Genomic DNA, 26,231 nt, shown 5'->3' with positions numbered 1-26,231 from the left:
CTCAACTGTCAAGCCAGGCCGGAATATGACCGATGTCAGGCAGAATCACATCTGCATGACGTTCCAGATCAGCGGCGACGGCCAGCCCGGTCAGCACACCAATACGTCGCATCCCCGCCGCATCCCCGGCCACCAGATCATGCAGACTGTCACCGACCATGGCCGTGCGCTCAGGTACAATACCGGTGGCGGTGCAGAACGCCAACAGCGGCGCCGCATCCGGCTTGGCACCATGGCCGCTGTCGAACCCGGCGACAAAAGCAAACCGGTCCAGCACGCCACTGCGGCTCAACTGGTTTTTTGCGGACAGTTCGGCATCATTGGTCATGACACCCAGCACTTTGCCCCGCGCCAGCAGATCATCAAGGAAGGCCGCCAATGGCACCGCCTCGGCCAATTCCGCCTCACCGGCGCTTTCGGCCATGTATAGTTCCAGCTGATCCAGATCCATCTGCGGCACATGCGGTGCCAGGGCTTCGGCGACCTGCCGGTTTGTGGCGGCGATGACCAGACTGCTTGGCCGGATCTTGCCCTGTTGCAGATCATAATCGATGGCATCAGCCATCTGCTGCATACGTGCCATATCGCCCTCTGCCAGCAGATCCAGCATCCGCCCCGTCCAGCGATCCCAGGTCAGGGCAAAATCAAACAGTGTTCCGTCCTTGTCAAAAAGCAGGGCATCAACAGGCATGGGCATTCCTTAGGTCAGAGGCAAAAGAGGGAGAGTTGGTGCAGTGATCTGATGACCACAAGCGCGGCCAGTTTCGGGGCCGGTTCGCGGTTAGGTCCAGTGAACCTGCGCGCCGCCGGGCAACGCCATGCGCGCATGCATCGGTTGTTCATAGCTGATCCCAAGGCTGTCGCAGAACTGCATGACCCAGGCGTCATCCATGGTCAAAAAGTCAAGAACTGACCCTAAAAAGGCGGGATCCGAGGCCTGCGCCCGCAGGTCAGCCTCACTCGCACCGGTTGAGCCGAGGAACACCGGCAAGAGTTCGTCGTTCCCCGCCAGCCAGGCAAGCGCTTTTAAGCCGAGCGTTTCGGCGGCATCGGCGGAAAATGGCATATGTGAGCACATTCCTGACACTTCGCGGTCAAATTGATGAAAATACGAAAGGGTTTATTAACCAGTCTCATTAAAACTTGAGAGACAAATGGAATGCAAGGGGCGAAAGGGCACCGCGTGCAGGGTACTATCCTCATCATTGACGGGGTTTCGACCAACCGGATCATGCTGAAGGTTCAGCTGTCCGCCGCCTACTACCGGGTGGTGCAGGCCGACAGTATTGCCGATGCGGCCAAAACTGCGCAGCGGTGCCGGCCAGACCTGATCTTGACCGCGATGTCGCTTCCCGATGGCGAGGCCGCGGATGTGAAACGCGCGCTTGCAGACGACGAACAACTGGCTGGCATACCGATGATCGCCATCGACCGTGAAAACGACAGCCAGCGCCGCCTGGCGGCACTGCGGGCTGGAATTGACGATGTGTTGTTGCAACCTCTGGATGACACCATCCTGCAGGCACGGATCCGCAGTCTTCTGCGTGCCTGCAGCGCACAGGAAGAGCTTCACCTGCAACGCGACGGCTCCCACGGGTTTTCGATGCCCGCATCAGAGGCCTATCTCAGTGCCGAAATGCGCAGCGCAATGGTGGCGCTGGTCACCGAATATACTGCCACCGCCGTTTACTGGCAGGCACAACTGGCGCCACGGGTGCCCTATCAGCTTTGCAATCATCAATTCGGCGCGGTGCATCCCCTGATGCGCGAGCCAGTGCCTGATGCCATCGTGATTGAGCTGGGCCGCAACACACTGGCGCAGGGCCTGCGTCTGCTGGCTGATCTGCGAGCCCGCGCGGCCACTCGTAAATCCGTGGTGATCGCCGTTGTCCACCCGGCCGATCCCGCGATTGCTGCCGAAGCGTTGGACCGGGGCGCACATGACGTGCTGCAAACCGGCTTCGACGCAGCCGAACTGGCGCTGCGCATCGAAACTCAGCTGCGCAACAAGGCCCGCATTGAACAGCTGCGCGACAGCGTCCGCAACGGGTTGCGCGCCGCGGTCGAAGATCCGATGACCGGCCTGTTCAACCGCCGCTATGCCAAACCCTTTCTGGAGCGGGTCGCCCGGACCTCCGCCAAAACCGGCGAGAGCTTTGCCGTCATGCTGGCGGATCTCGACCACTTCAAGAAAATCAATGATCGCTATGGCCATCCCGTTGGCGATGCCGTGCTGATTGAGGCCGCAAAGCGCCTGCAAACCGCGCTGCGCCCCGTCGACCTGCTGGCGCGTATCGGTGGTGAAGAGTTCATGATCGTCATGCCCGCAGTTGGCCAAGCCATGACCGAGGCCGCCGCCAGTGACCTGTGCAACAGGATCAACAGCACACCGTTCCACATCCCCGGCGTAGATACCCCGATCTATGTCACCATCAGCATCGGCGCAGCCATCGGTGGGTGCGCGCGCCAGACGCCCGCAGACCCCCGCGACACCGACAGCGCTATCAACGCGCTGATCACCGATGCCGATCGCGCGCTTTACAGCGCCAAACACGCCGGACGAAACCAGATCTCGCTCGCCATCGACATGGCGGCGTGAACATCTATTGGAAACGCCCCATCGGCCAAGTCCGACACCGGGCAGCCTTAGAATACGACGCTGACTACCAGCCCACAGACACGGGACAGTGTTACGGGCGCCGCAAGTCCACAGACCGGAACAATCCGGCAGGACGTGGCGACAATGCAGGCAGGACCGTCCGAGCAGTCACACGGTCCAGAAACAGCAAACGGGGCAGCGATCCATTCTCTGCCCCGTTCGGTCTGCCCAGATTTCAGCCTTGCACGGGTCTCGCCCGGTCATAAGTGACGCAAGCGCCGAGAAACCAGCTTACTCCCGCCATTTCCGCCGCTTGGGGTGGTCGACCCGGTGTTGCAGCCGATCTGCGTAATCCGCGCGTTCCTCCGCGCTCATCGCTTCGATCTTGCCCAACCAGGCCTCCTGAACCGAGCGTTGAAAGCTGTGACGCCGCTCTGCCTGAGCATTCAGCATCTCGCCCAGCGCCGCCGCTTCGAAAGGGGTCGCCCGCAGCAGCTCGACCACCCTCGCACCCTCTGCACGGCGACGGGCGTGGTAACTGCCGTGATCACCCTCCGCCTTGCTGCGCAAACTCTGGCGGGTCCCGGCATCCAGATCGCGGAACAAAAGCGCACCAACCGGCGGCATCCGCAAACGCGCCTTGTCATGGCCCGCATAGCGCCATGCCGCCCCAACCGCGACGCCAATCACCACCAGATTCAGCGCCAAAGACGCGATCAACAGCCAGCGGCGACGCATGGGCTTGGCTTGCTCGATCATCATTCCATCTCCTCGCTCACCGCCATGGCCAAATCATAACTGTCATCCGGTAGGTCCTCACCGCTCAGGTCGATCCCGGCAAGCTCTATCGGGTCGGGCAGGAACGCAGGCGGCGCGAGACCTATCCACAGGCCAACGGCGCTGGCTGTCACCAGCCCACCAAGCGCAGGCCAGCCGCCCAGATTGGCCAGCAAATCACGCAGCCCCACGACAACACCGCCGCCGCCATCCGTGATCGCTCGCGGTGTGTCCTCTTGTGCGGCGACCAGATCAACGACAGTGGACCGCCGCGCCAAAATCGCCGCTTGCATCGCGTTGGCCTCGTCCAGGATCGCCGTTTCCATCGCCACAGGCAGCACTGGCGAAGCCTCGTCCAGGGCCTGCGCAAACAGATCATCAAGCGCCTTCTCCGCATCGGAAAATTCGGCCCGTTCGACTATGAAGCCGTCACCGGCACCCGATGTTTCGGGGGTGGATTTTCCAGTCTTGTCAACCATCGCTATATCCCAATTCAGCCTGACGCCCGGCCAAGATCGCCGCCAGTGCCCTTTTGCCCCGCGCAGTCAGACTTTCGACCGCCTCGACGCTGATGTCCATGATCCCTGCGATCTCCGGGTTGGGCAGGTCTTCGATGTGGCGCAACACCACCGCCTGTCTCTGTCGGTCCGGCAATTGCATCAATGCCGCCTGCAAAGCGTCCTGCCGCGCACCGTCCTGTATCCGCTCAGCGGCGGATTTTGACGTATCAGGCGGCTCGGGGATCGCATCCAGATCCAGATGACCGCCCCGCAGACGTCGTTTATGGTCGATACAAAGGTTCATCACCACCCGATATAGCCAGGTCGTCAGTCGCGCCCGCCCCGGCTCCCAGTGCTCCGCCTGCCGCCACAGCCGTAACATTGCTTCCTGGGTGATATCTTCGGCTTCGGCCCGGTTGCCCAGAACCCGCATCGCCACCCCCAGTGCGCGCGGAGCCAGACGTGCGGTCAGCAGCGCTGCGGCCTGCGGATCACCGTCGGCGAAACGGATCAGCAACGCCCCATCGGGGTCCTCGACAATAGGCGACGTGATCGGCGTCGCAGGTTCTGGAGGATCTACAGGCAGCGTCATCAGCGGGCCCTGGTCCTGGGCCCGTCGCGCGATATGTGCTGAAGACTGCATCTGTCGTATCGGATCAGTTCTGCTCCGTCTCGCCGTCCTGTGGTGCGCCGTCACGCGGCTTATGTCCGGTGCCGTGGCGGCCACGGTGTTTCATCCGGGCGGTTTCGAATTCTTCTTTGCTGATGGCACCATCGTCATTGGCGTCCACGCGGTCAAACATCTTTCCCATCCGCCGGGGTTTCGGCAGTTCCTCCAGGCTCAGCGTGCCATCGTTGTCCGCGTCCATCCGCTCTAGCATCGCAGCCGCGCGGGTTCTGGCGCGGGTCTGAGCGGCGGCTTCCATCTCCGCCAGTGTCAGCTGACCATCACCATTGGCATCTGCGGCTGTAAAACGTGCCTCACGCAGGCCTTCCATTTCGGCCTTGGTAATCTGACCGTCGCCATTGGTGTCGATTTCCTCAAAGCTCATCCGTGGACCATGGCCACCCTTGCCGCCATACCCTGGCTTGGCCACCGCACCGGTCGCGCCGATCAAAGACCCGACAGCAACCACAATGGCGATAAACTTGGAATGTTTCATGTCTGCGTTCCCTTTTGCAGCAGGCAGCCCGTTGCTGCCGATCACAACAACAAAACGCAGGCCCACGGCCGTTCCGTCGCAAAAAAATAAAAACGTTTGAAGAAATCCCGGCGACGGCATTGCGCCACGGGCTAGCACGGCGCAATCTTGCGGCATGCCGACGCACTGCGGGGTCGCCCCCTTTAAACTTTTGGCCAATGCGCTCAAATATGCAGGCAAAAGATAGGATTTGTCATGACCGAGTCATCTGCGGCCCTTTCGGCCGATATCAAGACTGATAGCAAAGAAGACCGCCCCACCATGCCTGCCGTATTGCGCGGCTGGCGGTGCAAATGCCCCAATTGCGGCAAGGGCAAGTTGCTGCATTCATATTTGAAGGTGAACGACAGCTGCTCCAACTGCGGGCTGAACCTGACCCATGCGCGCGCCGACGATGGCCCCGCATATCTGACTATCCTGCTGGTTGGCCACGTTATGGCCGTGCTGCTGCATTTCGTCTATTTCACCTGGCGACCCGAACCGATGGTGACCTTCACCGTGTTCTCGCTGGGTTGCGTTCTGTCCTCGCTGTTCCTGCTGCCCCGCATGAAGGGCATTGTGATCGCCTACCAATGGGCGCGCCGTATGCATGGGTTTGACAAGGACAGTTGAACCGGAACATCTGGATCCGGCGGGGCATGGTGAAACACGCCGCCTCCGCCGCCAGTGCTCAACCCACAAGGCCCGTTAGATGCGCAAATCCCCCTCCCCTGCCAAGCCCCCCGCAGACACCGGCTACGCCGATGCTGCCACCGCCGGCCGGGACACCACACCAATCCGCAACGCTGCAACAATTATCGCGGTGCGCGATCGGATGGGCGATGATCCTCAGGTCCTGATGGGCCAGCGCGGCGCCAAAGCCGCCTTTATGCCCAACAAAGTGGTGTTTCCGGGCGGTGCCGTTGATCCGGGCGACGCCGATGTGCCATTGGCAACGGCCCTGCCGCCGGTCTGCCGCGACAGGCTGGCGGAACAGTCCAGCGAGGACCTGCATCACGCCTTGGCGATTGCCGCTATTCGCGAGCTGTGGGAAGAGACCGGGCTGATCCTTGGGAAACCCAGCACATGGACCACCCCGCCCGGCCCAGACTGGGTAGATTTCGCCGCCACCGGCCATCTGCCCGCTGCTGCCGCACTGCAATTTGTGTTCCGGGCCATCACGCCCCCCGGTCGCCCCCGCAGATTTGATGCGCGGTTCTTTCTGATCGACGCAGCCCAGATCAGCAGCGATATTGATGATTTTTCCCGCGCCTCGGATGAGCTGTCGCATCTGCAATGGATCCCGCTCAGCCAGGTGCGCACCTATGATCTGCCCTTCATCACCGAAGTGGTTCTAGCCGAAGTCACCCGCCGAATCCGCAGTGAAGCCCCGCCTGAAAGCGTGCCGTTCTTTCGCAATGATGATGAATCCAGTCACTTCCTGCACCTGAAGGGCTATCCGATGCCCGCGCATGATTGACGGCGCGCCAGCAGCAACAGCCATCACCGCATGCGGCGCAATGTCGGTCAGATTGCCAGTACCAGCGCCAGGATGGACAGGATCAACAACCCCATGCCGAGGATTTCGCGCCGGGTGATCTGTTCCTTAAAAAACAGCACCGAAGCAAGCAGCGACAGCAGTAGCTCGACCTGACCCAGCGCCTTTACATAGGCGGCGTTCTGCAAGGTGAAGGCCCAGAACCAGCAGAACGAGCCCGCCATGCTGGTCAGGCCGACCCAGATCGCCACCCGCCGCGCCGCCCAGACCCGTGCAATCTCTCCCGGCTCACGCCAATTGAGCCAGACAAGCATGAACAGCGTTTGAAGGCTGACCACAATCGCCAGCGTCACCCCGGCGCGAAAGGCAGGTTCCAGCGCCTCCATCTGCAATGATGCCCCTCGGTAGCTGACGGCGGAAAAGGCAAACAGCACCCCAGACCCCAATCCCAGCAACGAGGCCCGGCTGGACAGATGCCGCCACCAAGGGCCTTTGTTCTCGGGCGTTCTGGACAGCACCAGCACCGCACACAGGCCAATCACAATCGCCACCCACCCCAACGGCGTGATGTGATCGCCCAGCACAACCAGCCCAACCAACGCTGTCTGGATCACCTCGGTTTTCTTAAAGGTAATGCCCACGGCAAAATTGCGCTGTCGGAACAGGGCCACCACGCAGACTGTCGCAAGAATCTGTGCAGTGCCGCCGATTGTGGCAAACATCCAGAAAGTCGCAGACAGCGCTGGCATCTTCTGCCCTGACACCGCCAGATAGCCCAGCAACCCGGCCCAGATCACCGGCGCGGAATAGACGAACCGCGCAAATGTCGCCCCCGCCGACGACAATGTGACGCTGCTCAGCACTTTTTGCAGCATAAAGCGAACCGTCTGAAAACTGGCTGCGGCGATAGCGATGGGGATCCACAATGTCATCCTGCCCTTATGGGGCGTTATTTAGGTTGTGACCAGATGGGATGCGCAACAGGGTCCTTTGCACGCAGTGCATAGCTACGGAACACCGTCCCGTAAGACGGGTAGACATAGCCGTGGTTACGCTCCAGAAACTGCTGACGACGGGTCTGGTACAGCTTTGGCAAATCATGCCATGGCACGCCCGGATGGCAGTGATGCACGACGTGCAGATTGTTGTTCAGGAACAGAAATCCCAGGATTCCGCCACGCTCTACAATCACCGTGCGCGCTTCGGGGCTGAGATGAGCGCGGTGTTCCAGATAGGTGCGGATCTTCAGGATTGCCAACCCCAGATATGCTGCCAGAAGGTAGCTCCACAGGGGCAGCGGACTGTTCAACACCAGCACCAGAATGATCCCTGCGCCCAACACATGCAGCAGCCAGTCACGCAGGACGGCTTCATCGCCGCGCCGGATCAACCGCCAGTCGTCGGCCATAAATCGGATCTGCCCCAGCACAGGCCCCAGCAACATCCGCCCCAGCAGCGTATTGTTCAGCCAGAAAACCGCACGCATGATCCGCCCCAGCCGCCGCCAGCGCGCCGGATCCAAAAAATTGCTCTCGGGGTCATCATAGGGGTCAGTCAGCCGCTCATCATGGTGATGGGCCAGATGGGTGTCGCGAAACCGCCCATAAGGGATGGCCAGATTCAGCGGCAGAAACATCAGCGCCTCATTCAACACCCGCAGAGGAAACGGATGGCCGTGCAGCGCCTCATGGCTCAGCGAAGAATGCAACGTGATCAGGCAGGCCAAAACCGGCACCGCCACCCAAAACGACAGCAGCGGCAGCCAGACCAGCGATGCCCCCCAGGCCGCATAACAGCCAAGGATCAACCCCAGCGTGCCCCATTCCACCCGGCCCAGGATCAACTGCGGGCGCACGGATGTCCGCGCTGCGGCGATCACCGGTTGCTCAGACATGCCGCCGCCCCCAGCGCACCCCGGCCCAGATCCGCTCATACAGCAGGTAACAAAGAAAGCCGACGCAGGTGTTGACCAGCGCCAGCGTCCCGCCAAGCGCAAGCGACCCGGTCAGCAGCCAGCCAACCCCCGCCATCATCGCCAGCCCCAGCAGATTCCAGATCACTGCTTTCACCACTGATCGCGCTCGTGTGTCCATCCGCAGCCTCCTGTTTTTCCTACCTTTCCTCTGGCCTACACGGATGCCGGTCGATGCAGAATTCCGAATATGATTAACAAAATTCAGCAATCGTGATAAAAATCATCACATGATTGATATTATGGACAAACGCTTGCGCGCCGAGCAATTTCGCCTGCGCCTCAACCGCGCGCTCCGCGACAGCGGTCTCAGCCAAAGCGCGCTGGCCCGCGCCATCGGGGTGGATCGCTCGACCATATCGCAGCTTTTGACCGATGCGGGGGCGCGGCTGCCCAATGCCCATGTGGTCGGTGCCTGCGCCGGAGCACTTGGGGTTTCTGCCGACTGGCTCCTCAGCCTGTCAGATCGCCCGGAAAATGCCGCAGATCTGGTCGCGGCCAGCCTGTCGATGGCCAAGGCTCCGCGCGCCTTGGTGGATGAACGCATCTTTGAATGGCATCAAGAGGCGCAGGGTTACAAGATCCGCCATGTCCCTGCCGCCCTGCCCGACATGCTCAAGACGCGCGCGCTGCTGGAATGGGAATTTGCGCCGCATCTGGGGCGCACCGCTGATCAGGCCATCGGCGCCTCTGAGGATCGGCTGACATGGATGCGGCAATCGTCCTCTGACTATGAAATCGCCATGCCAATCTATGAGTTGGACAGCTTTGCCCATGCGGTTGGATATTATGAGGGCCTGCCGCTGGACATCCGGCTGCAGCAGCTCGACCATTTCGAACAGCTCTGCACCCAGCTTTATCCACGCCTGCGGATCTATCTCTTTGATGCCAAGCGGCTCTATTCAGCGCCACTCACCGTCTTTGGCCCGCTGCTATGCGTGTTTTACGCAGGCAGCCATTATCTCGCCTTTCGCGACAAGGAGCGGGTCGAGACCTTTAGCAGCCATTTCGACGATCTGGTGCGCGAGGCCGATATCACTGCGCGGCAATTGCCGGGGCGGTTCAGGGCGTTGAGGGCAGCGATCAGCCGTTAAATCTGTTTCGCCTGGTCGACAGGCCGGGCTGCACCTGCCTGCCCCCGGTTTCGGCCCAGGGCTCCGCCCGTTCGGCCCTGAAACCGTCCCCCGGACGGTTTCCAAGACGGGCCTCATACCTTGGGATCCGGGTTCTCCGTATGGCCATCCACCGCAATCACCTGCCCCGACACCAGCCGCGCTGCGTCCGACCCCAGAAACACTGCCATATTGGCAATGTCTTTCGCCTCGACAAAGGACCGCATCGAGGTCCCTGCAGCATAGCCATTATAGACCTGATCGCGGGCCATGCCCTTGGCCGCGGCCTCGCGCGCCAGCACGCCCTCCATTCGCGGGCCTTCCACAGCACCGGGACAGATCACGTTGGCCCGGATGCCAAAGGGGCCCAGCTCCATCGCCAGCGTTTTCATCAGCCCGATAACGGCCCATTTCGCCGAACAATAAGGCGCCCGGTTGGGATAGCCGTACAGCCCAGCGGTCGAAGATGTCACGATGATCGCCCCGGCCCTGGCCGCCTTCATCATAGGGGCTGCGTATTTCGCGGCCAGAAAACAGCCCTCCAGATTGACGCTCACGCATGTGCGCCAATCCTCCAGCGCAATATCCTCGATCAGCGCGGTCGGACCGGCAATGCCAGCATTGGCGCAGAGCACATCCAGCCCGCCCCAGACCTCAGCGATCTTTGCGAACAGTACCTTCACGCCCGCCTCATCGGTGGCATCCACCACCGTTGTCCGCCACCCCTCGGGCACATCCGCCAGCGCCTCAGCGCTGAGATCCGTGACCCAGACCTGATGCCCGGCGGCGGCAAAGCATTCCGCCATCGCCCGGCCAATCCCTGACCCGCCAGCGGTCACCAGAACACGGTGCATCCCTTCAGCGCTCATCTGGGCGCACCAATCGCGCGGCCCAAACCTTCAGGGGCTGGTAACCCTGCATGGGCCTCCGCCAGCTTCACCAGATTGACCTCGACATGCGGCGCGGGCGGGGCGGAGCGGCGGGTTTTCAGGTCCACATGCAGCAGCATGTGTTCGCCGGTCGCCAGCAAACGCTCACCGGAATACATCTCATGCCACAGGTGCATTTTCTTGCCCTGCCCCATGATCACCCGTGTGCGCACCTGAATAGGGTCGCCCGCATGAACCTCGTCGATGTGACGGATGTGGGTCTCAGCGGTGAAATAGCTGCCGCCACTCGCGATATACTCCGCATCGCAGCCGATAATCATCATCAGCCGATCAGTGGATTGGGCAAAGGCATCCAGATAGCGACTCTCGGTCATATGGCCGTTGTAGTCGGTCCAATCCAGCGGCACGATCCGGCTCTGAGTCAGCACCGGCTGGCTCAGATCGTCAAGCGCATCCAGCGACCGCACCAGCCCGGCATCCCCCTCGCGCCACGCGTCATTGGCGTTCTGTAGCGCGCCTGCCCCCCAATCATTGGCGCCCAGCGCCCGCATCATCCCCACAAGGTTGTCGTCGCGAATACGCTCCAGCTCGCGGATCGAATGCTGACCGGACTGGTCATCCGACTGGCCTGCAATCAGATCGACCAGCTCATCGGTGAACTCCGGCACATCCATCAGCTTGGTCCAGGGCCATTTCAGTGCCGGGCCAAACTGCGCCATGAAATGCTTCATACCCGCCTCACCGCCCGCCACGCGATAGGTTTCAAACAGCCCCATCTGCGCCCAGCGGATGCCAAACCCATAGCGGATGGCGTTGTCGATCTCTTCGGTGGTGGCGATGCCATCCTTCACCAGCCACAGCGCCTCGCGCCAGACGGCCTCCAGGAACCGGTCGGCGACATGAGCGTCGATCTCTTTCTTCAGATGCAGCGGGTACATCCCGATCTCGGTGATAATAGCCTTGGCGCTGTCGATCACGCTTGCCGGGTTGGCCTCGGTTGTGACCAGTTCCACCAGCGGCATCAGGTAGACCGGGTTGAACGGATGCGCGACCACGATCTGGGCGGCATTGCTGAACCCATCCTGCAATTGCGACGGTTTGTAACCAGAGGTAGACGAACCGATGACTGCATCCGCAGCAACATGCGCCTGCAACGCGCCATAGACCTTCTGTTTCAGCTCCAGCCGCTCCGGCACGCTCTCCTGAATCCAGATCGCCCCGGCGACCGCCTCTTCTATGGTCGCATGGTAGCTGAGACTGCCCTCCGCAGGCAGCGCCACATTGCCAAGCCCCGGCAAGCTGCGCCGTGCATTGGCCAGAACCTCGCCAATCTTGCGCTCGGCCTGCGGGTCCGGGTCAAACACCCGCACGTCCCAGCCATTCAGCAGGAATCGCGCGGCCCAGCCGCCTCCAATAACTCCGCCACCGATGATTGCTGCTGTTTTTGTCATGGCTCTTTCCCGCATGTTTCGGGTCGCCTCGCCTGCGGCTGCTCTGCCAGAACAGCCAGGAAAGGAGACATTTCATGAGACTTGAATTTCACGCTTTGCCCAGCGAGGTGGTCGAGACCATCCATCGCACAGGCCTTGATTCCTACGGCGATCCGGTTGAACGCCACCCCAGCGCCGAAGAGGGCGGCATGCCCTGTCGCCACTGTTTGCAGAACGTACCCGCAGGCAAGCCGTTTCTGGCGCTGGCACATCGCCCCTTCGAAGGGCGCAACCCCTTTACGGAAACCGGGCCGATCTACCTCTGTGCGGAGCCATGTGCACGAGCCACGCCTACGCCGACATCTCCGCAAGTCTTGCAGGCGGAGGCTTATATCCTGCGTGGATACTCGCCAGAGGAGCGGATCATCTACGGCACCGGTGCCGTGACCCCGCGACGACAGCTCGTCGATTACGCCGCAGAACTGCTGAACCGCCCCGATATTGCCTTTGTCGATCTGCGCAGCGCCAGCAACAACTGCTTCCTCTGCCGCATTCACCGCGCAGACTGACCTCAGGGGCCGCGTGATAGTCAGTCGCGCGGCCATCCGCATCCTGCCCACGGTACAAATATTACTTCGCCACCGGCGCGCGTTTGACCAGCCCCAGCTGCGCACGCACCTCATCCGGCCCCATCAGCTTGGCCCCCATGTTCTCAATGATGGTGCCCGCCCGTTCGACCAGCTGCCAGTTCTCCGCCAGCTGCCCTTTGCCAAGCCACAGGTTATCCTCCAATCCGACCCGCACGTTGCCGCCCGCCAAGACGGAGGCCGCAACATAGGCCATCTGATCGCGCCCCAGCGAGAACGCGGACCAGTCCCAATCGCTCGGCACATTGTTCACCATCGCCATAAAGGTGTTGAGATCATTGGGCGCGCCCCAAGGCACCCCCATGCACAGTTGGACCAGAGCGGGGCTGGCCAACACGCCTTCCTTCACCAGTTCCTTGGCGAACCACAGATGACCGGTGTCAAAGGCTTCGATCTCCGGCTTCACGCCCAGATCGGTCATCATCTGACCCATCGCCCGCAGCATGCCCGGCGTGTTGGTCATCACGTAATCGGCCTCGGCAAAGTTCATCGTGCCGCAATCCAGCGTGCAGATCTCCGGCAGGCATTCGGCCACATGCGCCATTCGGGCCGCAGCGCCGATCATATCGGTGCCCGCCTCATTCAGCGGCAGAGGGTTTTCGGTATCGCCAAACACCATGTCACCGCCCATACCAGCAGTGAGGTTCAGCACCACATCGGTGTCGCTCTCGCGGATCCGCTCGGTCACTTCACGGTAGAGCGCCAGATCGCGCGAGGGCGCGCCGGTCTCGGGATCACGCACATGGCAATGCACGATCGCCGCTCCGGCCTGGGCTGCTGCAATGGCGCTCTCGGCGATCGCCTTGGGCGATCTGGGCACATGCGGGCTGCGATCCTGAGTACTACCAGAGCCGGTGACGGCGCAGGTGATGAAGACGTTTTTGGCCATATTCAGAGGCATTTTGGTTTTCCCCTCGATGTACAGGGTTGTGCCCGAGTTATCCCCAAGCCTGCCCCCAGATTCCTGTTTGTGTTGCTCTCAACAGTGCCGCAGCCTTGTTGCACCCACTAGTCAACATGCGAATCGAACTTGATGAAATCCGCAAAAAACATCCTCCAGCCCGAGAATCAGCCGCTAAAAACGGCTGTTTTGGTGCTTGATGAGAGCAACACCCTGTCCTTCGCCGCGGCTGTCGATCCCATGCGTGCAGCCAATCGGCTGGCCGGTCGTGGCGCCTTCGACTGGGACTATGTCACCGCCACCAGCGAACCTGCGATGCTGACCAGCGGCCTCAGCGTGCCGGGCATCCCGCTGGCGCGCCTGCAAAGCTGCGAATTGCTGATTGTGATCGCCGGCTTCCAGCTCGCCCGCCACGCCACCCCCAGCCTGCTGGCTGGCCTGCGCCGTCTGGCGGCGGGTGGGACGACCATTGCCGGCATCGACGGTGGCCCCTGGCTGATGGCCGAAGCCGGCCTTCTGGACGGTCATCCCGCCACCACCCACTGGGAAGATCTGGACAATTTTGCCAGCCGCTTCCCCGGTGTGCAGTGCCGCAACGACCGCTTCACCCTCTCCGAGGGGCGCATGACCTCCGGCGGCGCGACACCTGCCATTGAAATGATGCTGCATATCATCGGCAGCCGCCATGGTGCGGGCTTTGCCTCCCGCGTGGCCGGCCTGTTCCTCTACGATGGCCCCGGTTCCACCGAGCGCCCGCAAAGCCGCCTTGGCAGCTCCAAACATTCCTCCCTCACCGCACGGGCCAACGCCCTGATGGAGGCCGCGCTGGATGATCCCAAACCGCTGCGCGAGATCGCCGAGGAACTGGGCACCAGCACCCGCAGCCTGCAACAGCAGTTCCGCCTGCGCCTGAACACCACCCCGCAGGACCACTACCTGCAACTGCGTCTGGCTGAGGCCCGCAGGTTGGTCACCGACACCGATCTGCCGATCATGGAGGTGGCGCTGGCCACCGGCTTCAATTCCCAGTCCAGCTTTGCCCGCGCCTTCCGCACCGCCCATGACATCACCGCCCGCGAGCTGCGCCAGTCAAGCCTTGCAAGCGCCGCGACCACCCGGCTTGCCGCCAGCAAGCCACTGTTCAGTCAGGCCCCTCTGTCACAAGGGCAAAACACCCTGCGCCAGAGCGGCCCGCTGCCGCGACAGTCTACTGGCTCTTACTGAGTCCAAGGGCTGCAAGGCATATGATGGAAACGGGCGGCCCTTCAGGGTCGCCCGTCTTGCAATGATCAAGCGTTCATCCCGTCCCAGGTCACCCTGATCAATAGGGCATCGGATGGGCACGATGGGCCGCGTCAATCTCCTCCAGCACCTCCTGCGACAGGGTCAGATCCGCCCCCGCCAGCACATGCTGCAACTGCGCCAACGTGGTCGCTCCAAAAATGGCCGAGGCCATGAACGGCCGCGTGTGACACCAGGCCAGCGCCATATGCACTGGATCCAACCCGTGACGCTTGGCAATCTCCAGATAGGCCGCCACCGCCGGATAAACCCGATCCGTGTCACGTCCGCCCAGCTCCGGGCTCAGCGTCTTGCGCGAGGCCTCCGGCACCGCACCATCCTGATATTTCCCCGTCAGCAAGCCAGTGGCCAGCGGCGAAAACGCAAGCAATCCCACGTCCTCATAAAGGCTCATCTCCGCCAAATCGGTATCGTACAGCCTGCACAGCAGCGAATATTCATTCTGGATTGACGCCACCCGTGGCCCGCCGGTCTCCTCAGCCAGCCGCAACCACTGCGCCGTGCCCCAGGCGCTTTCGTTTGACAGGCCAAAGGCGCGGATATTGCCCTTGTCCCTCTGCGCCTTCAGCGCCTCCAGACATTCCGCCATATTGTCCAGCACCTCAGCCCGGTCATCGCCGCCCGGATCATACTGCCAGTTCTTGCGGAACATATAGCTGCCCCGGTTTGGCCAGTGAAACTGATAGAGGTCGATGTAATCCGTCTGCAAGCGCCGCAAGGATCCTTCAATCGTGGGTGCGATGGTCTCCGCCGTAATCGCCGCCCCATCCCGCACCGCCTGCAACCCTTCGCCGGAATGTTTGGTGGCAAGGATATAATCCCTGCGCCGCCCGGTCTTGGCATTCCACGTCCCGATGATTGCCTCGCTGCCGCCGATGGTTTCGGCGCTGATCGGGTTCACCGGATACATTTCGGCAGTATCAAGGAAATTCACACCCGCCGAGAGCGCCAGATCAATCTGGGCATGTGCGTCTGCTTCTGATGTCTGAGTGCCAAAGGTCATAGTGCCAAGACAGATTTGCGACACCTCCATGCCGGTGCGGCCAAGCGGGTTCATCTTCATGATCGGAATCCTGTTGTTGCAGCTGCTGAGGGCGCCAATGGCCCCTGTCAGCGCAAACACTAGCGCAGGCCCGGCCTGATGCAACCGGATCGCCACGCCCCGGACCGGCGCGACCTGCGCGCCTCTGCCCCCTTGCCAAGCGCCACGCTCTGCCTCAGCCTGCCGCAGGAACCGGACCACCCCAGCCAACAAACATAGGATCCCGTCATGCCCCAGACCATCACCAAAGGCGTCAATACCCTCCTTGAGGAGGCCAATGCCATCGTCGACACCATGTCCATCGATACCGCAAAATCTGCGGTGTCCGACGACGCCTATGTCTTCATTGACCTGCGCGATATCCGCGAACTGCAGGCCAGCGGTATGATTCCCGGCGCGTTTTCCTGCCCGCGCGGGATGCTGGAATTCTGGATCGACCCCGACAGCCCTTATCACAAACCCGTGTTCAATCAGGACAAGACCTATGTGTTCTACTGCGCCAGCGCCTGGCGTTCTGCGCTTGCGGCCAAGGCCGCGATGGAAATGGGCCTTGCCCCGGTGATGCACCTTGAGGGCGGCTTTACCGCCTGGGCCAAATCGGGCGGAGAGATCGCCCAGCGCGACGACTGAGCCGCCCCCTCGTCCCGGTTTGTGCCCGGCGCGGCAAATCTGCCGCGCCGGGCACAAACCGGGCACAATACGACACGCCGATTGGGAAAATGTCGGAAACACCCGTGCAATCTGACCTCGCAGCGGTCATGACTGGCCATTATGCGGATGATGATTTCCTTTGCGGCGCTGTTTCTCTCTGTGATCCTGTTGCAGTTGTCGACCGGCGGCGTGGGTCCCTTGGATGCGCTCTCTGGTCTGACACTAGGATTTGACAAGGAACAGATCGGCTTTCTCGGCTCGGCGCATTTCCTTGGTTTTTTCATCGGTTGCTGGTGGGTACCGCGCCTGATGGGCAACGTCGGCCACAGCCGCGCCTTTGCGGTCTGTACAGCCCTTGGTGCCATGGGGCTGATCGGCCACACCCTGACCGAAGATCCGCTGGCCTGGGCCGTGATGCGCATGGCCTCTGGGCTCTGCGTCGCAGGGTGTTACACCGTGATTGAGGCCTGGCTGAACGCCAAGGTCACCAATGAAACCCGTGGGCGCGCCATGGGCACCTATCGCATCGTGGACCTCTCCGCCTCGTTGGTGGCGCAGCTGCTGATCGCGGTGCTGCCGCCTGCCTCCTACATTTCGTATAACCTGCTGGCGATCCTCTGCTGCGCGGCGCTCTTGCCGCTCACCATGACCAAGGCCAGCCAACCCGAAATCCCGGACGCCCCGCGCCTGCGCCCGAAACTGGCCTGGGCCTGTTCGCCACTCGCCGTCGCGGGGGTGATCGTCGCCGCCCTCAGCTCCGCGTCCTTCCGTATGGTTGGTCCGATCTACGGTCAGGAGGTCGGGCTGGAGGTCGGGCAGATCGCCTTCTTCCTGGCAACCTTCGTCCTTGGCGGCGCGCTGGCACAATACCCGCTGGGTTGGTTGGCGGATAAATACGACCGTCGCTGGGTGCTGATCTGGCTGTCGGTGGTGGCCATCCTGTCCTGCGGCATCACCATGGCCGCCAGCGGCATGGGCACTCTCGCGGTGATGGCCTCTGCCGCCTTCTTCGGCTTCACCACCATGCCGATCTTCTCGGTCTCTGCCGCCCACGCCAATGACTTTGCCACCTCGCAGCAGCGGATTGAGCTGGCCGCCGCGCTGATGTTCTTCTACGCCCTTGGCGCCATCGCCTCGCCGCTGATCACCTCGGCGCTGATCGAAAACTACGGTCCCGGCGCGCTCTTTGCCTTTGTCGCAGTCGGCCACCTCGGACTGATTATCTTTGGCCTGGCCCGGATGCGCGCCCGCCCCGCGCCCGAGGACCGGACCCGCTACGTCTATGCGCCGCGCACCTCCTTCACCATTGGGCGCCTGCTCAAACGCTCCCGCGAGCGGCGCTAGACGGTCTGCGACACCCTTCAGAGCGGGGAAATTAGCCACAAGGTCCACAGCGGGGTTTTCGGCGGCAGCGCCATGCGCTAGACGGGCCAGCAAAGCTTTAGTTGGATGGATGATATGGCGCGCTTTCTCATTACCTCGGCGATCCCCTATATCAACGGGATCAAGCATCTGGGCAATCTGGTCGGCAGCCAGCTGCCCGCAGATCTCTACGCTCGCTACCAGCGCGCACGCGGCCATGAGGTGATGTTCCTCTGCGCCACCGACGAACATGGCACCCCCGCCGAGCTGGCCGCCGCCAAGGCAGGCAAGCCGGTGGCTGACTATTGCGCCGAAATGCACGAGGTTCAGGCCGGTATCGCCAAAGGGTTCGGCCTCAGCTTTGACCACTTCGGGCGCTCTTCCAGCCCGCAGAACCACGCGCTGACCCAGCATTTCGCAGGCAAGCTGGCCGAGCAGGGGCTGATCCGCGAAGTCACCGAAAAACAAGTTTATTCCCACGCCGATGGCCGTTTCCTTCCCGACCGCTATATCGAAGGCACCTGCCCCAACTGCGGCTATGAACGCGCCCGTGGCGACCAGTGCGAGGAATGCACCAAACAGCTCGACCCGACCGATCTGATCGACCCGCGCTCCGCGATTTCTGGCTCCACCGACCTGGAGGTCCGCGAGACCAAGCACCTGTACCTGTGCCAATCGCAGTTGAAGGACCAGCTGGACGACTGGATCAACAGCAAATCAGACTGGCCGGTCCTGACCACCTCGATTGCCAAGAAATGGCTACATGACGGCGACGGCCTTCAGGACCGTGGCATCACCCGTGATCTCGACTGGGGTGTGCCGGTCAAGAAGGGCGATCAGGACTGGCCCGGTATGGAGGGCAAGGTTTTCTACGTCTGGTTCGACGCCCCCATCGAATATATCGCTGCCTCACGCGAATGGGCCGACGCCAACGGCAAATCCGACGCCGACTGGCAGCGCTGGTGGCGCACAGATAAAGGCGCCGATGATGTGAAATATGTTCAGTTCATGGGCAAGGACAACGTCCCCTTCCACACCCTGTCGTTCCCGGCCACCATCCTTGGTTCCGGCGAGCCGTGGAAGATGGTCGACCACCTCAAATCCTTCAACTACCTGAACTACGATGGCGGCCAGTTCTCCACCTCGCAGGGGCGCGGCGTGTTCATGGATCAGGCGCTGGAAATCCTGCCCGCTGATTACTGGCGCTGGTGGCTCCTGTCCCACGCCCCCGAAAGCAGCGATTCCGAATTCACCTGGGAGAATTTCCAGCAATCGGTGAACAAGGATCTGGCGGACGTGCTGGGCAACTTCGTCAGCCGCATCACCAAATTCTGCCGCTCCAAATACGGCGAGGCGGTTCCTGCGGGCAATGACTACGGCGAGGCCGAGCAGGCGCTGATTGATGAGATCAGCACCCGCGTCACCGCCTATGAGGGCCACATGGCCGCCATGGACGTGCGCAAATCCGCGCAGGAGCTGCGGGCGATCTGGGTTGCGGGCAATGAATACCTGCAATCCGTGGCGCCATGGTCCGTCTTCAAAACCGACCCCGATCAGGCCGCCGCTCAGGTGCGTCTGGGGCTGAACCTGATCCGGCTCTATGCTGTGCTGTCGGCCCCCTTCATCCCTGATGCGACCGAGCGTCTGCTGGCCGCCCTCCGGACCGAGGATCGCAGCTGGCCCGACGATGTGGCCGCCGCCCTCTCCGCGCTGCCCGCAGGTCATGCCTTCACCGTGCCGGAGGTGCTCTTTGCCAAGATCACCGACGAGCAGCGCGAGGAATGGCAGGAGCGCTTCTCCGGCACCCGCGACTGATCTCTCCCACTTTCAGACCATGGCCGCTCCGCCCGGAGCGGCCTTTTTCGTTCTGAGCCAGACCGCGCGCCCAACAATAGGGTAGCCACCTCTGCGCTCTGACAAAAACCCGCAGGCAATCCACAAAAACTTTAATCTGACTAAAAAAGTCAGGTTGACGATTCTGATTAATTCAGTCAGGTTTAGCGCAGTTCAGCCAACCTGTGATTGCGCAGGCAGCCAGCTACTGCAACCAATCGAGATCGCCTCATGTCGCTCTTCAATCCCATCTCCTTTCTACGTCGCTGGGCGTTTCCTTGCGGCGATAGCTGTTGCCAAAGACGGCTTCTGGCCGACGGCCTGCCACGCGGAGATCATGGGTTTTGCCTGGAGTGGTATCTGGACCGGTCGGACAACAGAAACGGGTGACCCTGATGAACCAGATGAATTTTGACCACGCCACGACCACCAGCGCCGCTGCCACCGAAGTGTTCCCGACCTACCATGCCGAAGAACTGGCACGGGGCGGCACCCAGGCCCGCATTTTGCTGAATGGCCAGATCTACAGCCTGCGCATCACTCGCGCCGGAAAGTTGATTTTGACAAAATGATTGCCGACCGCTCAACAGCCGCATCTTCGGCACCACGGGGCGGGGCCACTGTTGGCCTGCTGACAGAATTGCCCGCCCTAGAAGCCAATGTCGTACGCCACCTGCGCCATTGGTTCGGCGGTGACGAGACACGCATCGCTCTGCTACATGAATTGCAGACATCGCTTGGCCCGGTCATCGGCCGTCAAGCTTATGAAAACTTTGGCCGCCTGTGCAATTTCTGCGTCACCGAGGGCCGCCGCCCGCTGGTGCGCCACGGGATGACCTGCACCTGTCTTGGGGCCGATGAAAACTGCTTTGCCAATCTGGTCGCCGCTGCCGCGCGCGGTGAATACGAAGACGCCAGTCTTTTGGCCTCACTCATTGTTCAGCCCCGCCAGGCCCAGCGGGCCGCGATTCTGGCCGCCAGAATCGGCATGGTCCTCGATCAGCTCAGCGCTCAGCAGGCCAGCCCCGCCGCCCATTCGACGCAGCTGCAACCACTGTCGGCCACCCTTCACTGACAGGCGCGCAGACTGATAGCCGCAGATCCCCGCCATCCGTTCACAACATTACATCTCGACTAAACCTTAAGGACCGAACAAATGACATCGCATTTTCTCGCAGGTACCGCTGTTGCAGCGCTCGCCACAGTTGCGGCTCCCGCTTTTGCGGCAGACAAGGCTGAGGTGCTGACCACCTACGCAAACATTGCGCACGCCAAATATCAGGACAGCCTTGAAACGGCAAAAACCCTGCAAACAGCTGTTGACGCGCTGATCGCCGAACCTTCGGCCGAGGCACTGGAAGCCGCCCGTAAGGCCTGGCTCGCGGCCCGCGTGCCCTATCAGCAGTCCGAGGTGTTCCGCTTTGGCAACGCCATCGTCGATGATTGGGAAGGCAAAGTGAACGCATGGCCGCTGGACGAGGGCCTGATTGATTATGTCGATGCCAGCTATGGCGGACCGACAGATGAAAACACCCTTGCAGCGCTGAATATCGTCGCCAACCCCAGCTTTGAGCTGTCCGGCAAATCCATCGACGCCAGCGCCATCACGCCTGCGCTGCTGGAAAGCACCCTGCATGAGGCCGACGGCGTCGAGGCGAATGTCGCAACCGGCTATCACGCCATCGAATTCCTGCTCTGGGGTCAGGATCTGAACGGCACCGACCACGGCGCCGGCAGCCGCGCCTGGACCGACTATGCCGCAGGCGAGGATTGCACCAACGGCAACTGCGATCGCCGCGGCGAATACCTGAAGGCGGCAACCGATCTGCTGCTCTCCGATCTGGAGTGGATGGCCGCACAATGGGGCACCGAAGGCGAAGCCCGCGGCACGCTTTTGTCGGATGAAAACGCAGGCATCACCGCCATGCTGACCGGCATGGGCTCGCTCTCTTACGGGGAAACCGCCGGCGAACGCATGCGCCTTGGCCTGATGCTGAACGACCCCGAAGAAGAGCATGATTGCTTCTCCGACAACACCCACAACAGCCATTACTACGATGGTCTGGGCGTGCAGAACGTCTATCTGGGCGAATATATCCGCACCGACGGCAGCATGGTTTCCGGCGCGTCGCTCTCCGATCTGGTGCAAGAGATCGATCCGGCACTGGACGGCGAGATGCGCAGCAAGCTCTCGACCACCATGCGCGCGCTGGGTCAGATCAAAACCGCAGCCGAGGCAGGTTTCTCCTACGACCAGATGCTGGAACAGGGCAATGAAGCAGGCGAAGCACTGGTCATGGGCGGCGTCAACGGTCTGGTCGATCAGACCCGTTCCATCGAACGCGTGGTGACAGCGCTGGATCTGGATGGCGTCGCCATCGAAGGCTCCGACTCGCTCGACAACCCAACGGCCGTTTTCCAGTAAGACGGGCCAAGGGCTGCCACGGCAGCAAAGATACGGCAGGGGCGGCGCATCGCGTGGCCCCTGCTCTTGGCGTTTTGGCCCGGCCCGTTTGCAGCACCAATTCGCCCGAACAACCCGGACAACCCGGACAACCCGGACAAATTGTCCACCCTGCAAGAGTTGATGCCAGCTCCGGATCCTCCTATCCAAGGTCAGGAGGCCCCGCGCCCCGCCAATAGAAGTGATCCCGCCCGCATGCGCGTTTCCCCGTCGCCCCACCGCCCGCATTTGTCCCAGCTGTTGATGGGCCTCAGCCTCCTCGCGCTGATCGCACCGCTTCCCACTCTGGCCGACACGCAAACCACTGCGCTGTCGGAAACCCTGGCAGGGGACGCGCCAGAGGGCGATACAGACCGCGCGCAGACTGCGCCTCCCTATGCCACGATCGGCGATCCGCATCTCGCCACCCTTCCCCGCACCGCGCAGGAACAGACCCGCATTCGCGCCGTCACCCGCCCAACAACGCAGTTCGACCAGCCCGAACCTTATGAGGCCCTGCCCGCAGGTGCGGCCACCGTGCGCGCCCGCACCGATGACGAGGCGTTTTCGCAGCACAGCGCCAACCTCAGCTTTGAGGAAGAGCTGGAATTCAAACTCGGCAATGGGCTGTTCAAGAAGATCTGGGTGTTCTCGCCCGCCTCCACCCTCGCCTCTGATGGGCTGGGGCCGCTCTATAATGCGCGCTCCTGCCAGCGCTGCCACCTGAAGGACGGGCGCGGCCATGTGCCGGATGGCCCGGATTATGTCTCCACCACGATGTTTCTGCGCGTCTCCATCCCCGGCCCGGTGCCGGACCAGATGCAGGCAATCACCGACTACATCGGCACCGCACCCGAGCCAACCTATGGCGGCCAGATGCAGGATTTCTCCGCCCCCGGTATCGCGCCCGAATACCGCCTTGGCGTCACCTACAGCGAAGAGATCATCGCACTCGCAGGTGGCGAGACCGCCACCCTGCACCGCCCCGACTACAGCGCCAATACCCTCGGTTATGGCCCGCTGCACAAGGACGCCATGCTGTCGCCGCGCGTCGCCCCCAGCATGATTGGCCTCGGCCTGTTGGAGGCGATCCCCGCCGCAGACCTTCTGGCAGGCGCGGATGCGGATGACAGCAACGGCGACGGCATCTCCGGGCGCGCCAATCTGGTCTGGTCAGCGGAACACAACCGGATCATGCTGGGCCGCTTTGGCTACAAGGCCGGGCAGCCCACGGTGCATGAACAATCCGCCGCCGCGTTTTCCGGCGATATCGGCATCTCCACGCCGCTGTTTCCGGTCCATGCAGGCGATTGCACCACCGCACAAACCGCCTGCCAGAGCGCCCCGCACGGCGGCAATGACATTCGCGAGACCGAGATTGACCAGCCCAATATGGATCTGGTCACCTTCTACAGCCGCAACCTCGGCGTGCCTGCCCGCCGCACCCCGGACGACCCCGCCGTCCTGCGCGGCAAGGCGCAATTCTACAGCGCAGGCTGCACCAGCTGTCATACGCCAAAATTCGTCACCAACCGGCTGGAGGCGCAACCCGCGCAGAGCTTCCAGCTGGTCTGGCCCTATAGCGACCTCTTGCTGCACGACATGGGCGACGGCCTTGCTGACCACCGCCCCGAAGCCCGCGCCACCGGGCGCGAATGGCGCACCGCGCCGCTCTGGGGGATCGGGCTGGTGCAGCAAGTGAACCCACGCGCAGGTTTCCTGCATGATGGCCGCGCCCGCACCCTGCTGGAGGCGATCCTCTGGCATGGCGGCGAAGCCCAATCCGCCCGAGACACCGTGGTGGGCCTTGCGCCCGAAGACCGCGCCGATCTGATCCGCTTTCTGGAGTCGCTCTGATGCCGAACCCCCTTTCCCTGTCCCGCACGCGCCTGTCGCGTGTTGTCGCCCTGACGGTTGCGACCGCTATGGTCTGCGCCACCCTGCTCCCGCAGGCGGCCCCCGCGCGGACCGACACCACAGCTGTCAGCGTGCCCAATACACCGCCCCAGACCCTGGCCCCGGCACATCAATTGGACTGGATCCTCACCCACCACATTCTCCCCGGCTTTGACAGGCTAGCGCAGACCAGCGCCACCCTGGCCGAGGTCGCCGCCAGCCATTGCACCCCGGATGATCCAGCCCTGCGCGACGCTTTTGCCCGCGCCTTTGACGCCTGGATCGCTGCCAGCCACCTGCGGTTTGGCCCCACCGAGACCGACAACCGCGCCTTTGCCCTCGCCTTTTGGCCGGACAGCCGCAACAAGATCCCCGGCACCCTGCGCCGCGCCCTCACCGAGGCCACCCGCGACACCCTCACCGATGAAGATGCCTTCGCCAGCCAGTCGGTTGCACTGCGCGGCTTCTACGCATTGGAATATCTCCTCTTTGATGCGGCGATCCAATCCGAAGGCACCGCAGACCAGCGCTGCACCCTGGTTGCGGCCATCAGCGCCGACATCGCCCGCACGACCGCCACGATCCGCGATGATTGGCACAACAGTTATGCCGTGACACTGGTCAGCCCCGGACCGGGCAACCGCTACCAGTCGGAGGCGGAGATCCGGCAGGAGCTGTTCAAAACCCTGACCACCGGGTTTCAGGTGCTGATCGATATGCGGCTGGGCCGTCCGCTGGGCCAGTTCGACGCCCCCCGCCCCAACCGCGCCGAGGCCCGCCGTTCCGCCCGCAGTCAGCGCCACATCGTGCTGACCCTCACCGCGATGGAACCGCTCGCCCTTGCCCTCGCCGCAGGCGACCCCGCGCTGATGCAGGATATCCATGCAGGCTTTGCCAAGGCGCTGACCCGCGCCAGCGCGCTGGACGATCCCTCCCTCGCCGGGGTGGCCGACCCCGCCCGCCGCTTCCGCATCGAAGCCGTGCAGCAGGACGTCAACGACCTGCGCAGCCTGATCACCACCCGGCTTGGCCCGAAACTCGGCGTCACCGCAGGGTTCAACTCCCTCGACGGGGATTGACCCCATGGCAGGCCCCTCCCGTCGCGGGTTTCTTGCCGGTCTTCTGGCCGCAGGCATGGCGCCGCAGGCCAGCTGGGCCGACCTTGGCCACCCTGCCTATCTCTCGGCGGGTAAATCCCCCGATGGCAGCTTCCTCCTCGCGGGTCTGGACCGCACCGGCGCCATCCTGTTCCGCCACGCCCTGCCCGCCCGGGGCCATGCCGCAACCGCGCACCCGACCCGCCCGGAGGCGGTCGCCTTTGCCCGCCGCCCCGGACAGTTCGCGGATGTGATCGACTGCCGCACCGGTGCGGCCCTGGCCCGGCTCACCCCGCCACCCGGACATCACTTCTATGGCCATGGCGTATTCTCCCCGGACGGCAGGTCTCTCTTCACCACCGAAAACGCCTTTGAAAGCGGCGACGGCCGCATCGGCATCTGGGACGCCAGCGACGGCTACCGCCGGATTGGCGATCATGCCTCCGGCGGCATTGGCCCGCATGATATCAAGCTGCGCACCAGCCCTGACGGCCAGCACAATCTGGTGGTGGCCAACGGCGGCATTCAGACCCACCCCGACAGCGGCCGCGCAAAGCTGAACCTCGCCACCATGCAACCCAACCTCAGCTACCTCAGCCTTGAGGGCACCCTGCAGGATCAGCTGATCCTGAACGCCGATATGCGCCTGAACTCGATCCGCCACCTTGCCATCAGCGCCACAGGGACTGTTGGTTTTGCAATGCAGTGGCAGGGCGACGCGGGCGCGGACCTGCCGATCATCGGTCTGCACAATCCCGGCTCTGCCCCCCGCCTGATGGCCGAGGATGACCCCCGCCTGCGCAACCTCAACGGCTATGGCGGCTCCGTCGCCTTTTCCTGCGATGGAACACAGATCGCCGTCACCTCCCCGCGCGGTGGTGTGGTGCAGATCGCCGATTGCACCACCGGCGCGCTGCTGCGGGAACTTCGCCTCACGGATGTCTGCGGGCTGGCCAGTGACGCGGATGGCTTTGTTGTCACCACCGGTCAGGGGCTGCTGGCACAGCTGAGCACCAGCCAAGCTGATCGTCCGTCGCACATCCGGGCCCGCACAGATCTCGCCTGGGACAACCATCTGATTCCGATCGCCTGATCAGC

At 62.6% G+C, this 26,231-nt stretch carries 28 protein-coding genes; 15 read left to right on the top strand and 13 right to left on the bottom strand.

What is annotated here, in order from left to right; all coding sequences use genetic code 11:
• Position 1: 1 nt before the first annotated feature.
• Complete coding sequence (locus PhaeoP97_RS04050) at positions 2–691, bottom strand: HAD family hydrolase (protein ID WP_072506284.1); 690 nt, start codon at positions 689–691, stop codon at positions 2–4.
• Positions 692–781: 90 nt separating this feature from the next.
• Positions 782–1,066: a DUF3572 domain-containing protein gene (locus tag PhaeoP97_RS04045; RefSeq protein WP_072503986.1), complete on the bottom strand. Its 285-nt coding sequence runs from the start codon at positions 1,064–1,066 to the stop codon at positions 782–784.
• Between the two features lie 117 nt (positions 1,067–1,183).
• Between PhaeoP97_RS04045 and PhaeoP97_RS04040 the strand changes: the two genes are divergently transcribed.
• The gene (locus tag PhaeoP97_RS04040) at positions 1,184–2,599 is read left to right on the top strand and encodes a diguanylate cyclase domain-containing protein (RefSeq protein ID WP_072506283.1); all 1,416 of its coding nucleotides are present in this window, start codon (positions 1,184–1,186) and stop codon (positions 2,597–2,599) included.
• Between the two features lie 291 nt (positions 2,600–2,890).
• Here PhaeoP97_RS04040 and PhaeoP97_RS04035 read toward each other — a convergent pair whose 3' ends face one another.
• The 4 genes from PhaeoP97_RS04035 to PhaeoP97_RS04020 all read right to left on the bottom strand — a co-directional run bounded on the left by PhaeoP97_RS04035 (position 2,891) and on the right by PhaeoP97_RS04020 (position 5,039).
• Positions 2,891–3,361, bottom strand: coding sequence for a periplasmic heavy metal sensor (locus PhaeoP97_RS04035; protein ID WP_072503985.1), 471 nt, complete (start codon positions 3,359–3,361; stop codon positions 2,891–2,893).
• The gene (locus tag PhaeoP97_RS04030; RefSeq protein ID WP_072503984.1) at positions 3,358–3,855 is read right to left on the bottom strand and encodes a hypothetical protein; all 498 of its coding nucleotides are present in this window, start codon (positions 3,853–3,855) and stop codon (positions 3,358–3,360) included. Before PhaeoP97_RS04030 ends, PhaeoP97_RS04035 begins: the two co-directional genes overlap by 4 nt.
• On the bottom strand, positions 3,848–4,468 hold the full coding sequence (locus PhaeoP97_RS04025; protein WP_072506282.1) for an RNA polymerase sigma factor: 621 nt from the start codon (positions 4,466–4,468) through the stop codon (positions 3,848–3,850). The genes PhaeoP97_RS04030 and PhaeoP97_RS04025 overlap by 8 nt, the downstream gene beginning before the upstream one ends.
• A 64-nt stretch (positions 4,469–4,532) precedes the next feature.
• Positions 4,533–5,039, bottom strand: coding sequence for an EF-hand domain-containing protein (locus PhaeoP97_RS04020; protein ID WP_072506281.1), 507 nt, complete (start codon positions 5,037–5,039; stop codon positions 4,533–4,535).
• Positions 5,040–5,273: 234 nt separating this feature from the next.
• Here PhaeoP97_RS04020 and PhaeoP97_RS04015 point away from each other — a divergent pair, with 234 nt between their 5' ends.
• Positions 5,274–5,690 carry a DUF983 domain-containing protein gene (locus tag PhaeoP97_RS04015; protein WP_072503983.1) on the top strand — a complete coding sequence of 139 codons (417 nt, stop codon included), beginning with the start codon at positions 5,274–5,276 and terminating at the stop codon, positions 5,688–5,690.
• A 79-nt stretch (positions 5,691–5,769) separates the two neighbouring features.
• Positions 5,770–6,537 (top strand): NUDIX hydrolase, encoded by a 768-nt coding sequence (locus tag PhaeoP97_RS04010; protein ID WP_072503982.1) that lies wholly within the window; start codon positions 5,770–5,772, stop codon positions 6,535–6,537.
• A 47-nt stretch (positions 6,538–6,584) separates the two neighbouring features.
• On the opposite strand, the gene PhaeoP97_RS04005 is transcribed toward PhaeoP97_RS04010, so the two are convergent.
• The 3 genes from PhaeoP97_RS04005 to PhaeoP97_RS03995 are packed head-to-tail and all read right to left on the bottom strand — an operon-like array spanning position 6,585 to position 8,648.
• Entirely contained in the window at positions 6,585–7,487 is a 903-nt protein-coding gene (locus PhaeoP97_RS04005; RefSeq protein WP_072503981.1) for a DMT family transporter, read from the bottom strand.
• Between the two features lie 17 nt (positions 7,488–7,504).
• Positions 7,505–8,449 (bottom strand): fatty acid desaturase, encoded by a 945-nt coding sequence (locus PhaeoP97_RS04000; protein ID WP_072503980.1) that lies wholly within the window; start codon positions 8,447–8,449, stop codon positions 7,505–7,507.
• A complete protein-coding gene (locus tag PhaeoP97_RS03995) occupies positions 8,442–8,648 on the bottom strand; it encodes a DUF2061 domain-containing protein (protein ID WP_014873956.1) in 207 nt (68 codons plus the stop codon). Before PhaeoP97_RS03995 ends, PhaeoP97_RS04000 begins: the two co-directional genes overlap by 8 nt.
• Before the next feature lie 109 nt (positions 8,649–8,757).
• Here PhaeoP97_RS03995 and PhaeoP97_RS03990 point away from each other — a divergent pair, with 109 nt between their 5' ends.
• Positions 8,758–9,621 (top strand): helix-turn-helix domain-containing protein, encoded by an 864-nt coding sequence (locus PhaeoP97_RS03990; protein WP_072503979.1) that lies wholly within the window; start codon positions 8,758–8,760, stop codon positions 9,619–9,621.
• Between the two features lie 113 nt (positions 9,622–9,734).
• Here PhaeoP97_RS03990 and PhaeoP97_RS03985 read toward each other — a convergent pair whose 3' ends face one another.
• Entirely contained in the window at positions 9,735–10,508 is a 774-nt protein-coding gene (locus PhaeoP97_RS03985) for an SDR family oxidoreductase (RefSeq protein WP_072503978.1), read from the bottom strand.
• Positions 10,505–11,980, bottom strand: coding sequence for a carnitine 3-dehydrogenase (locus PhaeoP97_RS03980; protein ID WP_072503977.1), 1,476 nt, complete (start codon positions 11,978–11,980; stop codon positions 10,505–10,507). Before PhaeoP97_RS03980 ends, PhaeoP97_RS03985 begins: the two co-directional genes overlap by 4 nt.
• A 74-nt stretch (positions 11,981–12,054) precedes the next feature.
• Here PhaeoP97_RS03980 and PhaeoP97_RS03975 point away from each other — a divergent pair, with 74 nt between their 5' ends.
• Positions 12,055–12,528, top strand: a complete 474-nt coding sequence (locus tag PhaeoP97_RS03975) for a DUF1203 domain-containing protein (protein ID WP_072503976.1) — start codon at positions 12,055–12,057, stop codon at positions 12,526–12,528.
• A gap of 61 nt (positions 12,529–12,589) precedes the next feature.
• On the opposite strand, the gene bcoG is transcribed toward PhaeoP97_RS03975, so the two are convergent.
• Positions 12,590–13,507 (bottom strand): 3-dehydrocarnitine:acetyl-CoA trimethylamine transferase BcoG, encoded by a 918-nt coding sequence (bcoG, locus tag PhaeoP97_RS03970; protein ID WP_072503975.1) that lies wholly within the window; start codon positions 13,505–13,507, stop codon positions 12,590–12,592.
• A 132-nt stretch (positions 13,508–13,639) separates the two neighbouring features.
• On the opposite strand from bcoG, the gene PhaeoP97_RS03965 reads away from it, so the two are divergent.
• Positions 13,640–14,731: a GlxA family transcriptional regulator gene (locus PhaeoP97_RS03965; RefSeq protein WP_072503974.1), complete on the top strand. Its 1,092-nt coding sequence runs from the start codon at positions 13,640–13,642 to the stop codon at positions 14,729–14,731.
• A gap of 97 nt (positions 14,732–14,828) precedes the next feature.
• On the opposite strand, the gene PhaeoP97_RS03960 is transcribed toward PhaeoP97_RS03965, so the two are convergent.
• Complete coding sequence (locus PhaeoP97_RS03960; RefSeq protein WP_072506280.1) at positions 14,829–15,872, bottom strand: aldo/keto reductase; 1,044 nt, start codon at positions 15,870–15,872, stop codon at positions 14,829–14,831.
• Between the two features lie 207 nt (positions 15,873–16,079).
• On the opposite strand from PhaeoP97_RS03960, the gene PhaeoP97_RS03955 reads away from it, so the two are divergent.
• The 9 genes from PhaeoP97_RS03955 to PhaeoP97_RS03915 all read left to right on the top strand — a co-directional run bounded on the left by PhaeoP97_RS03955 (position 16,080) and on the right by PhaeoP97_RS03915 (position 26,226).
• Complete coding sequence (locus PhaeoP97_RS03955) at positions 16,080–16,481, top strand: rhodanese-like domain-containing protein (protein ID WP_072503973.1); 402 nt, start codon at positions 16,080–16,082, stop codon at positions 16,479–16,481.
• Positions 16,482–16,622: 141 nt separating this feature from the next.
• Positions 16,623–17,846: an MFS transporter gene (locus PhaeoP97_RS03950; RefSeq protein WP_072503972.1), complete on the top strand. Its 1,224-nt coding sequence runs from the start codon at positions 16,623–16,625 to the stop codon at positions 17,844–17,846.
• 114 nt (positions 17,847–17,960) lie between these two features.
• Positions 17,961–19,679 (top strand): methionine--tRNA ligase, encoded by a 1,719-nt coding sequence (metG, locus tag PhaeoP97_RS03945; protein WP_237028979.1) that lies wholly within the window; start codon positions 17,961–17,963, stop codon positions 19,677–19,679.
• Positions 19,680–20,101: 422 nt separating this feature from the next.
• A complete protein-coding gene (gene hemP, locus PhaeoP97_RS03940; protein ID WP_420849004.1) occupies positions 20,102–20,269 on the top strand; it encodes a hemin uptake protein HemP in 168 nt (55 codons plus the stop codon).
• Positions 20,266–20,772: a hypothetical protein gene (locus PhaeoP97_RS03935; RefSeq protein ID WP_072503970.1), complete on the top strand. Its 507-nt coding sequence runs from the start codon at positions 20,266–20,268 to the stop codon at positions 20,770–20,772. The genes hemP and PhaeoP97_RS03935 overlap by 4 nt, the downstream gene beginning before the upstream one ends.
• A gap of 81 nt (positions 20,773–20,853) precedes the next feature.
• Entirely contained in the window at positions 20,854–22,122 is a 1,269-nt protein-coding gene (locus PhaeoP97_RS03930; RefSeq protein ID WP_072503969.1) for an imelysin family protein, read from the top strand.
• Between the two features lie 234 nt (positions 22,123–22,356).
• Complete coding sequence (locus tag PhaeoP97_RS03925; RefSeq protein WP_237028978.1) at positions 22,357–23,997, top strand: di-heme oxidoreductase family protein; 1,641 nt, start codon at positions 22,357–22,359, stop codon at positions 23,995–23,997.
• Complete coding sequence (locus PhaeoP97_RS03920; RefSeq protein ID WP_072503968.1) at positions 23,997–25,115, top strand: imelysin family protein; 1,119 nt, start codon at positions 23,997–23,999, stop codon at positions 25,113–25,115. Before PhaeoP97_RS03925 ends, PhaeoP97_RS03920 begins: the two co-directional genes overlap by 1 nt.
• 4 nt (positions 25,116–25,119) lie before the next feature.
• A complete protein-coding gene (locus tag PhaeoP97_RS03915) occupies positions 25,120–26,226 on the top strand; it encodes a DUF1513 domain-containing protein (RefSeq protein WP_072503967.1) in 1,107 nt (368 codons plus the stop codon).
• The last annotated feature ends 5 nt before the right edge of the window (positions 26,227–26,231 follow it).

It is taken from the genome of Phaeobacter porticola, assembly GCF_001888185.1.
Taxonomy (GTDB): Bacteria; Pseudomonadota; Alphaproteobacteria; order Rhodobacterales; family Rhodobacteraceae; genus Phaeobacter; species Phaeobacter porticola.
Note: the sequence above shows the minus strand (reverse complement) of the source record. Positions and strands in the feature narration are given on the sequence as shown.

Bases quoted from the DNA above. Each gene is read 5' to 3' on its own strand.
- PhaeoP97_RS04050 (WP_072506284.1), bottom strand. From the start codon at position 691: ATGCCTGTTGATGCCCTGCTTTTTGACAAGGACGGAACACTGTTTGAT.
- PhaeoP97_RS04045 (WP_072503986.1), bottom strand. From the start codon at position 1,066: ATGCCATTTTCCGCCGATGCCGCCGAAACGCTCGGCTTAAAAGCGCTT.
- PhaeoP97_RS04035 (WP_072503985.1), bottom strand. From the start codon at position 3,361: ATGATGATCGAGCAAGCCAAGCCCATGCGTCGCCGCTGGCTGTTGATC.
- PhaeoP97_RS04030 (WP_072503984.1), bottom strand. From the start codon at position 3,855: ATGGTTGACAAGACTGGAAAATCCACCCCCGAAACATCGGGTGCCGGT.
- PhaeoP97_RS04025 (WP_072506282.1), bottom strand. From the start codon at position 4,468: ATGACGCTGCCTGTAGATCCTCCAGAACCTGCGACGCCGATCACGTCG.
- PhaeoP97_RS04020 (WP_072506281.1), bottom strand. From the start codon at position 5,039: ATGAAACATTCCAAGTTTATCGCCATTGTGGTTGCTGTCGGGTCTTTG.
- PhaeoP97_RS04015 (WP_072503983.1), top strand. From the start codon at position 5,274: ATGACCGAGTCATCTGCGGCCCTTTCGGCCGATATCAAGACTGATAGC.
- PhaeoP97_RS04010 (WP_072503982.1), top strand. From the start codon at position 5,770: ATGCGCAAATCCCCCTCCCCTGCCAAGCCCCCCGCAGACACCGGCTAC.
- PhaeoP97_RS04005 (WP_072503981.1), bottom strand. From the start codon at position 7,487: ATGACATTGTGGATCCCCATCGCTATCGCCGCAGCCAGTTTTCAGACG.
- PhaeoP97_RS04000 (WP_072503980.1), bottom strand. From the start codon at position 8,449: ATGTCTGAGCAACCGGTGATCGCCGCAGCGCGGACATCCGTGCGCCCG.
- PhaeoP97_RS03995 (WP_014873956.1), bottom strand. From the start codon at position 8,648: ATGGACACACGAGCGCGATCAGTGGTGAAAGCAGTGATCTGGAATCTG.
- PhaeoP97_RS03990 (WP_072503979.1), top strand. From the start codon at position 8,758: ATGATTGATATTATGGACAAACGCTTGCGCGCCGAGCAATTTCGCCTG.
- PhaeoP97_RS03985 (WP_072503978.1), bottom strand. From the start codon at position 10,508: ATGAGCGCTGAAGGGATGCACCGTGTTCTGGTGACCGCTGGCGGGTCA.
- PhaeoP97_RS03980 (WP_072503977.1), bottom strand. From the start codon at position 11,980: ATGACAAAAACAGCAGCAATCATCGGTGGCGGAGTTATTGGAGGCGGC.
- PhaeoP97_RS03975 (WP_072503976.1), top strand. From the start codon at position 12,055: ATGAGACTTGAATTTCACGCTTTGCCCAGCGAGGTGGTCGAGACCATC.
- bcoG (WP_072503975.1), bottom strand. From the start codon at position 13,507: ATGCCTCTGAATATGGCCAAAAACGTCTTCATCACCTGCGCCGTCACC.
- PhaeoP97_RS03965 (WP_072503974.1), top strand. From the start codon at position 13,640: ATGAAATCCGCAAAAAACATCCTCCAGCCCGAGAATCAGCCGCTAAAA.
- PhaeoP97_RS03960 (WP_072506280.1), bottom strand. From the start codon at position 15,872: ATGAAGATGAACCCGCTTGGCCGCACCGGCATGGAGGTGTCGCAAATC.
- PhaeoP97_RS03955 (WP_072503973.1), top strand. From the start codon at position 16,080: ATGCCCCAGACCATCACCAAAGGCGTCAATACCCTCCTTGAGGAGGCC.
- PhaeoP97_RS03950 (WP_072503972.1), top strand. From the start codon at position 16,623: ATGCGGATGATGATTTCCTTTGCGGCGCTGTTTCTCTCTGTGATCCTG.
- metG (WP_237028979.1), top strand. From the start codon at position 17,961: ATGGCGCGCTTTCTCATTACCTCGGCGATCCCCTATATCAACGGGATC.
- hemP (WP_420849004.1), top strand. From the start codon at position 20,102: ATGAATTTTGACCACGCCACGACCACCAGCGCCGCTGCCACCGAAGTG.
- PhaeoP97_RS03935 (WP_072503970.1), top strand. From the start codon at position 20,266: ATGATTGCCGACCGCTCAACAGCCGCATCTTCGGCACCACGGGGCGGG.
- PhaeoP97_RS03930 (WP_072503969.1), top strand. From the start codon at position 20,854: ATGACATCGCATTTTCTCGCAGGTACCGCTGTTGCAGCGCTCGCCACA.
- PhaeoP97_RS03925 (WP_237028978.1), top strand. From the start codon at position 22,357: ATGCGCGTTTCCCCGTCGCCCCACCGCCCGCATTTGTCCCAGCTGTTG.
- PhaeoP97_RS03920 (WP_072503968.1), top strand. From the start codon at position 23,997: ATGCCGAACCCCCTTTCCCTGTCCCGCACGCGCCTGTCGCGTGTTGTC.
- PhaeoP97_RS03915 (WP_072503967.1), top strand. From the start codon at position 25,120: ATGGCAGGCCCCTCCCGTCGCGGGTTTCTTGCCGGTCTTCTGGCCGCA.